Raw genomic sequence first — 10,989 nt, forward strand, 5'->3', positions numbered from 1 at the left:
GGTCGTCGTCAGGCGGGGCACGCGCCGTCCGGACCCTGGAACGTCCGGTACAGCCGCGGCCGGTCGGCCCCTTCGGGGCGCGGGTACTCGATGATCGGGACCGGCTTGCACACCGGCCAGTTGTCCTTCTCCACGTCGAAGCCGAACTGCCCGCTGGCACCGGACACGCAGTCCTGGCACGAGTCGGCGCCCGCGACCACCTTCATGTTGGTGATCGTGTTGTAGACGTCGAGCTTCGACGGCAGCCTGTCCCCGCCGCCCTTGCCCGGCGGCCGCAGGTCGGTCAGCGCGGTCTCGGCCGCCCGGGCGACGACGGCGAAGGCGTCGTGGTGCATGATCGCCCAGCCGTCGTTCAGCGCCTCCCCCGGCAGCCCGCTGACCTTCTCGAACCCCTGGGCGAAGGTGGCGAAGCGCTCGCCTGATCCGTCGCCCGCCCGCCACGAGGGCGCGTCCGTCGCCGAGGCGCCGACGGTGACGACCCGGGTCTCGGCCATGTCCTCGGTCACCTGCGGGCCCGTCAGGCCGTCGGGCAGCCCGGTCGCGACACGCAGTATGCGTATCCCGGCGTCGAAGTCGTCGCACTCCGGCTCGTCGGACAACTGGGTGATCAGATGCGGCAGGTCGGAGTCGCGTCCGGCGTAGAAGACGGTGTCCGCCTCCAGCCGGCAGATCCCCCGCGCGGCCGGGGAGAAGCGTTGCGGCGCACCGCGGTAGTCGTCGCCCTGGCTGCCGATGAAGGAGCTGTTGCGGTTCTCCAGCCGGTACTCCTCACCGAACACCTCCCGCATGCTCTCGCGGATGTTGGTGACGTAGTTGTCCTCCTCGCGCATGTCCCAGACGAGGTAGCCGGACTTCGAGCCCGGGTGTGCGTCGAGGTAGTCGGCGAGGGCGGCGACGGCCTCCCGGTTCGACGGCGCGGCCTTGAAGAATTTGTCCGCGCTGATCTCCGGTGAGCTGAGCACGCCGCTGACGGCCGGGATGTCGGCGGCGGACAACGCGTCGGCGAGGTCCTGGGTGTCCTGCTCGCTGTTGGGCAGACCGATCGCGCCGATGAGCGGCGTGTCCGCCTCGACCGGTTCCCTGGCGGTGGTGAGCCCGGCCAGGGTCTCGACCCCCGGTTCCCACTCCGACAGGTGCCGGCCGATGTTGGTGAGCAGGAGCTGGTAGTTGATTCCCCCCTGGAGCTGGTTGGCGTTGATCTGCGCGGTGAGCGCCCCGGCGAGGCTGTGCTCGACGACCTCGGGGGTCATCGCGCTGGACTTGGAGGAGTTGAACGGCAGCATGAGCGCGATCTGGACGTACGGCTCCCGCCCCGTGTCCTCCGGTTCCTCCCAGCGGTCCCGCACCCGCTTGTTCTCCTGCGCCACCTTCCGTACCAGATCTGCTATCCGCTTGTCCGGACCGTCCGCGCCGGGCTCGAAGGCCGGGGACTCGGCCGTGGGGTCGGCGACGCCGACGCACTCCTCGCCCTTCGCCGACTCCACGAGCCCGTCGCCGCACGGCCCCTCGTCCCTCACGCCGAGCCCCACCAGCACCCCGCCCGCGACGATCGCCGCGACGGCGAGCACCGCCAGGATCGCCTTCTCGGCACGGCCCAGCGGCCGGCTAAGGAATGCCATGGCCTCTCCCCTCCTCGCCGCCCTCGCGGCGTCCCACGGCCAAGTCCGGCGTACGCAGTTCCTTGAGCGCCGCCGGCCAGTCCTGCGACGCGGCGTACAGCGCCCTGCCCCCCGTCGGGTGCTCGAACGACAAGAAGTCCAGCTCCCGCCCCACCCGGCCGCGCAGGTGCCCGTCGGGTACGGACAGCGGGTCGGCGGCGAACCACACGGCGTGCAGCAGCCGGTTGACCGACCGCTGCACGGAGTCGCCGGCGAACGTGGCGTCCCGCTCCCCGGCCGCCGTCGCCAGGCACACGTCGGCCCAGGCGGGGTCCGGAGGGTGCGGGGCGGTCGCGACGTGCCACAGGTCGGCGAGCCAGCGGTCGGTGGCGGGCTCGTGGAGTCGCCGGGCGAGCCAGCGCACGGGTTCGCCGGAGCTGCCCGCGGACAGCTCGTGGTGCTTGGCGGTGGCGTGCTCGCCGCGGTCCTCGTGGTGCGCGCGGAGCAGTTCGTGCAGCTCCGGCCAGGACTGCGGCGGGTCGGTCGCGTCCGCGGGGCGGCGGCGCAGCTCGTTGACGAGCACGGCGCGCAGGAAGGGGTCGGCCACGAACGGCCGGTCGCTGCGCGGCCACTGCTCGTCGCGCAGATGGATACGGACCTCCTCGACCGCGCCCGCCTGGTGGTCCCGGGTCAGATACGCGCCGGCCAGCGCCCGGGCCGCGGCGGCGTCCTGCGCGACGGACAGCAGCACGAGGTAGGCGCTGAGCTCCGCGTCGGGTACGAGCGCCTGCAGCATCAGCTCCGTGACGTGGTCGCCCGCCAGCCGCAGCCGCGCCAGCCCGTGCGTCTCGATGCCCGACGGCTCCGGCGCGGCGTCGAGGGCGTCGTAGAAGATCCGGCACCCCAGCGGGCTGCCGCCGGTGAACCGGTGGACGGCGCGGGCCACTTCCTGGCGCACCGCCCGCTCCTCGCCGACGTGCATCATCGACAGCAGCTCGTCGGGGTCGAGGGGCGTCAGCGGCAGGGTGACGAGCCCGGCGGCGGGGTCCCCGGGCTCGCCGCCGCGGCGCCACTCGCGCAGGCCGGGGACGTTCGCGGCGGTCCACCGGGTCGCGCCTTCGAACCGCTCACCGCTGGGCTCGCCCAGGGCCGCGGCGACCACCACGAGCGGGTCGGAACGCTTGCCCGCGGTGACCCGCCGGGCGAGCAGCAGGTCGAGCAGGTCGGCACCGGCGGGGGTGTGGACGTTGTCGATCAGGGCCAGCGGCCGGGGCGCGGCGTTGACGTGCCGCCAGCCCGTGTACGCGGCGCGCAGATCCTCCAGCAGCGCCTCGACCAGGTGGCCCTCCATCTTGCGGAGCATGAACTCGCCGAGGTGGAAGGCGCGGCAGAAGGCGGTGAGCACCTGGTTGCCGTCCTGCTGCGAGGTGGGTACGCCCTCCAGCCCGTCGTACCACTGGCGCACCGCACGGTTCTCCCGGAAGCCCAGATACCGGTCGGTGAAGAGGTGGACGCTCGCGGCGGCGATCGGCCCCAGCTCGTCCGTGCCCCATCCGCCGATGAGGTCGAGCACGTCGCCGGGCCAGTTACGGGCCCGGCCCGGGTCCTTCTCCAGCCCGCAATCGGTGAGCAGCGCCTCGATCCGCTCGCGGGCGCACGCCTGCTCGTCCAGCTCCCCCCGGTGCCAGGCGCTGACGGCCACCAGGCCGGTGAGCAGCCGGGGCAGCCGCAGCCGGCCGAAGCCCTGGCGGTGGGCGCACAGCCCGCGGGCCAGGTCGGTCAGCAGCTCGGCGACGGGCGAGGTGTTGGAGACCGTCGCGTCCTCGCCGCGCACGCCGGCGCAGTCCACGACGGCGACGGGGATACGGTCGGCGTAGGCTTCGCGCAGGGCGTCCAGCACGGCGGTGCGGCCACTTCCGTGGCCGCCGTGGAGGAGCACGGCGGGCACCTCTCCGCGCGGCTCCTGGCGTACGGCCTTCCTCTTCGTGTGGTGCAGCCCCACCATTCTGGGCACCAGCTCGTGCAGCACGGCGTCACGTCCGTACAGGGTCAAGCTCCGCTTCCCTCCCGTTGCGCGACGGCGTCCCGGCTAGCCGAGCGTGCCGCCGAGTTGTCTTACCAGTTCGAGCAGCATCTGCCGGCCCGTGGTGTCCGGGGCACCGGCGAGTTCGTGACGCACCCGCTCCACCAGTGCCCGCAGCCGGCCCGGCCGCCCCTCCTCGGCCGCGTGCCGCATGTCGGCCGCGGCCCGCTCCAGCAGCCGCAGCCGCTCCTCGTCGAGGCCGAGCGCCGGGCCCCGTTCGGTGAGTTCGTCGGCGAGCCTGCCGACGACGGTGACGGTGCTGTTGCTGATGATGTTGACGTCGCCCCCGACCGTGTTGATGTGGACGGCCGGCGGCGGCCGGTCGCGCTCGCGGCGCAGGAACGCGGCGATGCCGGTGCCGGAGTGGCCGCAGTCCAGTCCGCGTTCGGTGAGCTTGATCTGTCCGGCCACCACGTCGCCGGAGAGCCCGGCGTCGAGGAGGTCGAGCAGACCGGCCGAGCGTAACGAGCGGGCCGCGGCGAGGACTTCCTCCGCCCCCAGGGCGTCGCCGTGGAAGAAGACGTGGTCGGCCACGAAGAAGTCGCGCAGCAGCAGCACGTCGTCGCCCCGGTGCTCGAACGCCCAGCGCAGCACCGCGTCCTCGGCGTACGCCTGGCGGGCACCGGGGTCGCGGCGCTCGCGCTCCAGGCGCAGCGCACGCGCGTGGCCCTCGGGGCGCAGCGAGGTGTCGGCGGGGGTGTGCTCCGGCCACTCGTGGACGTCCACCAGGCCACGGTCCGCGAGCGCGGAGATGACGGCGGAGACGCCGAGGGCCGGCTTGTTCTGCTCCAGGCCGAAGGCGGCGGTGCGCACGGGCACGTCGGGGCGGTGACCGGACTCCCGCAGCAACCACAGCAACAGGCGGGCCTCGTAGCGGCCTAACTCGGGCCTGCTGGATGCCATCGGTGCGTGACCTCTGTTCTGCGTGCGGCGGCTGGGGGTGCGCACGAATCTACCTAGGTTGTCCGCGAGCCACCAGTTCGTTGCCGTGTGCGGTCGTCGCTCTGCGGCCATCTCGTAGCACTTCCGCGACCTGCGAGCGGGGCACCGGCATCACGGAGGCACGGCGGCGGAAGCCGGGGTCACGGCAGCACCGCGATGCCGTCCAGCTCGACCAGCGCCTCGGTGTCCCACAGGCGGGTGACGCCGATCAGCGCCATCGCCGGGTACGTGTCGCCGGCCAGCCGGCGCCAGATGCGGCCCAGTTCGGCCGCGTGGGCGCGGTAGTCCTCGGGATCGGTGGCGTAGACGGTAACGCGGGTGAGCCGGGAGGGGTCCCCCGCGCAGGCGCCGAGGGCGGTGAGGAGGTTGCCGAGGGCCTGCTCGAACTGGGCGGGCAGGGTGTCGCCGACGACCCGGCCGGCGCCGTCGAGGGCGGTCTGCCCGGCGAGGAAGACCAGGGTGGAGCCGGTGGCGGTGACGGCGTGGCTGAAGCCCGAGGGCCGGGCGAGGACGGCGGGGTTGACGCGGTGGACGGACACGGCGGCGGCGTTCCCTTCGGTGGGCGAGCGGCGGGGTGAGGCGCAGCGGGCCGGGACCGGCCCCTGCGCCGGGGGTCAACGGCGGTACAGCTCCTTGGCGATGATGCTCCGCTGCACCTCCGTCGCGCCCTCGTAGATACGCGGCGCGCGCACCTCGCGGTACAGGTGCTCCAGCAGGTGCCCGGCCTGAAGCGCGCGGGCGCCGTGGATCTGCACCGCCGCGTCGACCGCGGCCTGCGCGGTCTCCGTCGCCAGCAGTTTGGCCATCGCCGACCGCCGGGCGACGTCCGGTGCGCCCGCGTCGTACGCCGAGGCCGCCGCGTACACCAGCAGCCGGGCCGCCTCGACGCGGGTGGCGGTCTCGGCGAGGGTGTGCCCGACGGACTGGAGGTCCTTCAGCGGGCCGCCGAACGCCTCCCGCCGCCCGGCGTGCTCCAGCGCCGCGTCGAGCGCCGCCTGCGCCATGCCGACGGCGAACGCGCCGACGGAGGGGCGGAAGAGGTTGAGCGTCGCCATGGCGGTGCGGAAGCCGGCGTCGACCTCGCCGAGCACGTCGGCGCCGGTGACGGGGACGCCGTCGAAGCGCAGGGTGCCGATGGGGTGCGGGCTGAGCATGGTCAGCGGTTCGCCGGTCAGCCCCGGGCGGTCGGCGGGCACGAGGAAGGCGGTGACGCCGCGGGCACCGGCGTCCGGCGTCGTGCGGGCGAAGACGGTGGCGACATCGGCCTCGGGGGCGTTGGAGATCCATTTCTTCTCGCCGGTGAGCCGCCAGCGCCCGGGCCCGTCCGGCTCGGCGGCCAGCCGCAGCGCCGCCGCGTCGGAGCCCGCCTCCGGCTCGGTCAGCGCGAATGCCGCGACCGCGCGCCCGGCCGTCACCTCCGGCAGCCAGCGCTCCCGCTGCTCCGGCGTCCCGGCCTGCACGACGGGGTACGCGCCGAGCCCCTGCAGCGCGAGCGCGGTCTCGGCCTCGGTGCACTCGCGGGCCAGCGACTCGCGCAGCAGGCACAGGGTGAGCGCGGAGACCGGCCCGGCGGCGGGGAACACCCGTGCCAGCAGAGCGGGTTCACCGTCGGCGACGGGAGCGCCGAGGGCGGCGAGGAGCGGGCGGTTGACCCGGCCGGGCTCGCCCGCCTCGGCCAGCGGGCGCAGCCGTCGCGCGGCGAACGCGCGCAACTCGGCGCACCACGCCCGGAGCCGGGGGTCGAGCGCGAAGGGCTGCGGCTGCTGCGGTTGCGGCTGCTGCGCCATGCGGTGCTCCTCTCTGCCGGTGGCGTTGCGTCCGGTGCGCACCGGTGCGCGTGCCTCCGCGTACGGGCCCGGCCGCGCGATATCGCGGACTGTTGACTGTCGTCACGCCAACGCTACGCTCCTTGGGGTATCGCAGGGCAGACCTAGGGGGCGTACCGCCATGCAGCTCAAGCCTTCCGCCCACGCCGACACCTTCGCCCGCGACCACCTCCCGCCGCCCGCGCAGTGGCCGGACCTGGTCTTCCCGCTCCCCGGCCTGCGCTACCCCGACCGGCTCAACTGCGGCGCGGAGCTGCTCGACGCCACCGTCGAGCGGTTCGGCGCCGGCCGCCCCGCCCTGCGCACCGCCGCCGGCGAGACGTGGACGTACGGCGAACTGCAGCGCCGCGCCGACCGGATCGCGCACGTCCTGACCGACGACCTCGGCGTGCTGCCCGGCAACCGCGTGCTGCTGCGCGGGCCCACGACGCCCTGGCTGGTCGCCTGCTGGCTGGCCGTCATGAAGGCGGGTGCGGTCGCGGTCACCGTGCTGGCCGCGCAGCGCGCGCACGAGTTGCGCGGCATCTGCGACATGGCGCGGATAGCGCACGCGCTGTGCGACGCCCGTTCGCTCGACGACCTGGCCCGGGCGGAGGTCGCGGATCTGACGGTGGTCCCCTACGGCGGCGAGGACCCCGGTGACCTTCTGCGCCTCGCCGATGCCAAGCCCGCTACGTACGCGCCCGTGGAAACCTCCGCCGACGACGTCGCGCTCATCGCCTTCACCTCCGGCACCACCGGCCGGCCCAAGGGCTGCGTCCACTTCCACCGCGACGTCCTGGCCATCGCCGACACCTTCTCCACGCACGTGCTCAAGCCCCTCCCCGACGACGTGTTCGCGGGCAGCCCGCCGCTGGGCTTCACCTTCGGCCTCGGCGGCCTCGTCGTCTTCCCGATGCGCGCCGGCGCCTCGGTGCTGCTGCTGGAGCAGGCCGGACCCGACCGGCTGCTGCCGGCGATCGCGGAGCACCGGGTGTCGGTGCTGTTCACCGCCCCGACCGCGTACCGGGCGATGCTCGACAAGCTGGGCGCGTACGACGTCGGCTCGCTGCGCCGCTGCGTGTCCGCGGGCGAGAACCTGCCGGCGACCACGTGGCGGGAGTGGCGCGAGCGCACCGGGCTGCGGATCATCAACGGCATCGGCGCCACCGAGATGCTGCACATCTTCATCTCCGCCGCCGACGACGACGCCCGCCCGGGGACGACGGGCGTGCCGGTGCCCGGGTTCGAGGCGCGGGTCGTCGGCCCCGACGGGGAGCCGGTGCCGGACGGGGAGCCGGGGCTGCTGGCGGTGCGCGGGCCGACGGGATGCCGGTATCTGGCGGACGAGCGGCAGCGGGAGTACGTACGGGACGGCTGGAACCTCACCGGCGACACCTATGTGCGCGAGCCCGACGGCTACTTCCGGTACGTGGCACGCGCGGACGACATGATCATCTCGGCCGGGTACAACATCGCCGGGCCCGAGGTCGAGGACGCCCTGCTGCGCCACCCCGACGTGCTCGAGGCGGCGGTCGTGGGGCGGCCGGACGCGGAGCGGGGCACGGTGGTCGTGGCGTACGCGGTGCTGCGCGAGGGCGTGGTGCGGGGGCCGGAGACGGAGGCGGCGCTGCGGGAGTTCACGAAGGGCGAGATCACGCCGTACAAGTGCCCGAAGGAGATCGTCTTCCCGGACGCGCTGCCGCGGACGCCGACGGGGAAGCTGCAGCGCTACCGGCTGCGGGAGGAGCAGGCCGGGAGAGAGCAGCCGGGCGGCCGGGAATCGCTAGAGTGATCGAGTGGCAGCCGAACGAACCCCGCGGTCCCTGATCGTCACCTTCTACGGCGCGTTCGGCCGCGGCGACGCGGCCGGCGCGAATCCGGGCCCGGGCTCGGGTCCCGTCCCGGTGGCGGCACTGATCCGGCTGCTGGGCACGGTGGGCGTGGACGCGCCGGCGGTGCGGTCGGCGGTCTCCCGGCTCAAGCGGCGCGGGCTGCTCGTGCCCGTACGGCACGAAGGCGAGGCCGCGTACACCCTGTCCCCCTCGGCCCGCACCCTCCTGGACGACGGCGATCGCCGCATCTACCGGCGCGAGACCCCCGCGGGCCCCGGCGACTGGCTGCTGGCGGTCTTCTCCGTCCCGGAGTCCGAACGCCGCAAGCGGCACCTGCTGCGCTCCCGGCTGACCCGTCTCGGCTTCGGCCAGGCGGCCCCGGGCGTGTGGATCGCCCCGTCGCATGTGACGGAGGAGACCCGCCATACCCTGAACCGCCTCGAACTCGCGCCGTACGTCGACCTCTTCCACGGCACCCACGAGGGCTTCACGCCGACGCCGGAGGCCGTGGCCCGGTGGTGGGATCTGCCGGCGATAGCGAAGCTGCACGAGGCGTTCCTGGACGCGCACGGGCCGGTGCTGGCGCACTGGTCCGCGCGCCCGGCGCCGGCCGCGGAGGCGTACCGCGACTACCTCCTGGCGCTCGACACCTGGCGCCACCTGCCCTACGCCGATCCCGGCCTGCCGTCCGCGGTCCTGCCCCCGCAGTGGCCGGGCGGCAGGGCGGCGGAGGTCTTCGCGGCCCTGGACGATCGCCTCCGGGGGCCGGCGACGGAGTTCGTCCACGCCATGCTTCACACACCGTGACCGGTCGACACGATGAGTCATTGATACGACCGGCCGTGCCCTGATCCCACGGCTACCCTGGCTGCGGCGGACCGGACGGCTCAGGAGGAGCAGTGGTGGCCATGCCTGCAGCCGAGCGCCCCGGCTCGGCGGAGGAGGATCCGACGCTTGCCGCCTTCCTTGAGCTCAAGGCACCGGAGGGCTATCGCGCCGAGCTGATCGAGGGTGAGATCGTCGTGACCCCGCCGCCCGACGGAGACCACGAGGACATCGTGGCCCACCTGAACTGGCAGATCGCCAGGAAGTCCGCCGCCGAGATGTACGCGGCAGGCACCAAGGGCCTGATCACCCCCCAGGGTTACGTCATTCCCGACGCCGCCGTCGCCCCGCGCGGACACGTCCGCGGCATGGAGCCGTGGCCGGATCCCGACGGGATCGCCATGGTCGTCGAGGTCACCTCCGGACGCCCGGAGAACGACCGCGGGCCGAAACTGCGCGGCTATGCCGCCGCCGGTATCCCCTTGTATCTCCCTGTCGACCGCAGCGCGGGGACCGTCACGCTGTTCGGCCAGCCGACCGAGGGCGAGTACAAGGAGAACCACCGCCTGCCCCTCGGCCGGGGACTCGACCTCCCCGCCCCCCTTCTCCTTCACCCTCGACACGTCGGCCTTCGCCTGACCCCGGAGACCGGCACTCCGAATTGCCGGTTTTGACCGTACAGCTGAAGATTAATGCGGTAATGCCGTGTTCCTCCGCGGGAAAGGTCATCCGGACATGCCTGTATGCACGACGCGCGACGGGGTCGACATCTTCTACAAGGACTGGGGCCGGGGCCGCCCCGTGGTGTTCATCCACGGCTGGCCGCTGAACGGCGACGCCTGGCAGGACCAGCTCAAGGCCGTGGCCGACGCCGGTTTCCGCGGTATCGCGCACGACCGCCGGGGGCACGGCCGCTCCACACCCGTCTTCGACGGGTACGACTTCGACACCTTCGCCGACGACCTGAACGATCTGATCACCGGCCTCGACCTGCGGGACGTCACCCTGGTGGCCCATTCCATGGGCGGCGGTGAGCTGGCCCGCTACATCGGCCGCCACGGCACCGGCCGGGTGCGCTCCGCGGTGCTCCTCTCCTCGATCACGCCGCTGATGCTGCAGACCCCGGACAATCCCGAGGGCGTGCCGCAGAAGGTCTTCGACGACATCAAGTCCGGGATCCTCAAGGAACGCTCCCAGTACTGGAAGGAGGCGTCGGTCGGCTTCTTCTCCGCGAACCACGGAGGCACGAGGGCGACGGAGGGCAACAGGGACGCCTTCTGGTACATGGCGATGTCCGAGACCATCGAGGGCGGAGTCCGCTGCGTCGACGCCTTCGCGGCCACCCCCTTCCACGAGGACCTGAGGAAGTTCGACGTGCCCACCCTGATCGTCCACGGCGACGACGACCAGATCGTGCCGATCGACGCCACGGGCCGCAAGACCGTCGAGATCGTCGCGGACGCCGAACTCAAGGTCTACGAGGGCGGCAGCCACGGCATCGCCCTCGTGCCGGGCGACAAGGAGAAGTTCAACCGGGACCTGCTGGCGTTCCTCGGGAACTGACGCCCCGAAACCCCCACCCGGAGCGGTGAGATGAGCGATCCGACCACCACCGACGACAGCGGGACCCCCGTCGAGAGCGACCGGTACTCGCTCAGCGCCGGAGCGGACGGCCCCCTCCTCCAGGACAGCTATCTGATCGAGAAGACGGCCCAGTTCAACCGTGAGCGCATCGGTCAAGTACCACATCAAGAGCGACCAGGGCGTCGCGTGTCTCACCGACACCAACGCCGCCGCGCTGGCCGGTGAGGACGCCGACTTCCACCGGCGCGACCTGGCCGAGGCCATCGCCCGGGGCGAGGCGCCGTCGTGGTCGCTGTACGTGCAGGCGATCCCGTACG

General features: G+C 73.3%; 9 protein-coding genes and 2 pseudogenes. 6 read left to right on the top strand and 5 right to left on the bottom strand.

Features of this window, described 5'->3' with window-relative positions; genetic code table 11:
* Positions 1 to 8: 8 nt before the first annotated feature.
* From I003_RS0105110 to I003_RS0105130, 5 genes are all read right to left on the bottom strand, one after another.
* Complete coding sequence (locus tag I003_RS0105110; RefSeq protein ID WP_051368092.1) at positions 9 to 1,619, bottom strand: hypothetical protein; 1,611 nt, start codon at positions 1,617 to 1,619, stop codon at positions 9 to 11.
* Positions 1,606 to 3,651, bottom strand: a complete 2,046-nt coding sequence (locus tag I003_RS0105115; protein ID WP_486584089.1) for an ATP-binding protein — start codon at positions 3,649 to 3,651, stop codon at positions 1,606 to 1,608. The genes I003_RS0105110 and I003_RS0105115 overlap by 14 nt, the downstream gene beginning before the upstream one ends.
* Positions 3,652 to 3,687: 36 nt before the next feature.
* Positions 3,688 to 4,584 carry a hypothetical protein gene (locus tag I003_RS0105120; protein ID WP_027770527.1) on the bottom strand — a complete coding sequence of 299 codons (897 nt, stop codon included), beginning with the start codon at positions 4,582 to 4,584 and terminating at the stop codon, positions 3,688 to 3,690.
* Between the two features lie 179 nt (positions 4,585 to 4,763).
* Positions 4,764 to 5,162, bottom strand: a complete 399-nt coding sequence (locus I003_RS0105125) for a RidA family protein (RefSeq protein WP_027770528.1) — start codon at positions 5,160 to 5,162, stop codon at positions 4,764 to 4,766.
* Positions 5,163 to 5,237: 75 nt separating this feature from the next.
* A complete protein-coding gene (locus I003_RS0105130; protein ID WP_027770529.1) occupies positions 5,238 to 6,410 on the bottom strand; it encodes an acyl-CoA dehydrogenase family protein in 1,173 nt (390 codons plus the stop codon).
* A 160-nt stretch (positions 6,411 to 6,570) separates the two neighbouring features.
* Here I003_RS0105130 and I003_RS0105135 point away from each other — a divergent pair, with 160 nt between their 5' ends.
* The 6 genes and pseudogenes from I003_RS0105135 to I003_RS36705 all read left to right on the top strand — a co-directional run.
* The gene (locus tag I003_RS0105135; RefSeq protein WP_027770530.1) at positions 6,571 to 8,223 is read left to right on the top strand and encodes an AMP-binding protein; all 1,653 of its coding nucleotides are present in this window, start codon (positions 6,571 to 6,573) and stop codon (positions 8,221 to 8,223) included.
* 4 nt (positions 8,224 to 8,227) lie between these two features.
* The gene (locus tag I003_RS0105140) at positions 8,228 to 9,070 is read left to right on the top strand and encodes a PaaX family transcriptional regulator C-terminal domain-containing protein (protein ID WP_027770531.1); all 843 of its coding nucleotides are present in this window, start codon (positions 8,228 to 8,230) and stop codon (positions 9,068 to 9,070) included.
* A 101-nt stretch (positions 9,071 to 9,171) separates the two neighbouring features.
* Positions 9,172 to 9,762, top strand: a complete 591-nt coding sequence (locus I003_RS31490) for a Uma2 family endonuclease (protein WP_486584090.1) — start codon at positions 9,172 to 9,174, stop codon at positions 9,760 to 9,762.
* Positions 9,763 to 9,823: 61 nt separating this feature from the next.
* Positions 9,824 to 10,651 (top strand): alpha/beta fold hydrolase, encoded by an 828-nt coding sequence (locus tag I003_RS0105150; RefSeq protein WP_027770532.1) that lies wholly within the window; start codon positions 9,824 to 9,826, stop codon positions 10,649 to 10,651.
* A gap of 30 nt (positions 10,652 to 10,681) precedes the next feature.
* Positions 10,682 to 10,852 (top strand): annotated as a pseudogene (locus I003_RS36700) (catalase); the annotation flags it as partial.
* A pseudogene (locus tag I003_RS36705) lies at positions 10,824 to 10,988 on the top strand (catalase); the annotation flags it as partial. The pseudogenes I003_RS36700 and I003_RS36705, both read left to right, overlap by 29 nt.
* Position 10,989: the final 1 nt, after the last annotated feature.

It is taken from the genome of Streptomyces sp. CNQ329 (assembly GCF_000482585.1).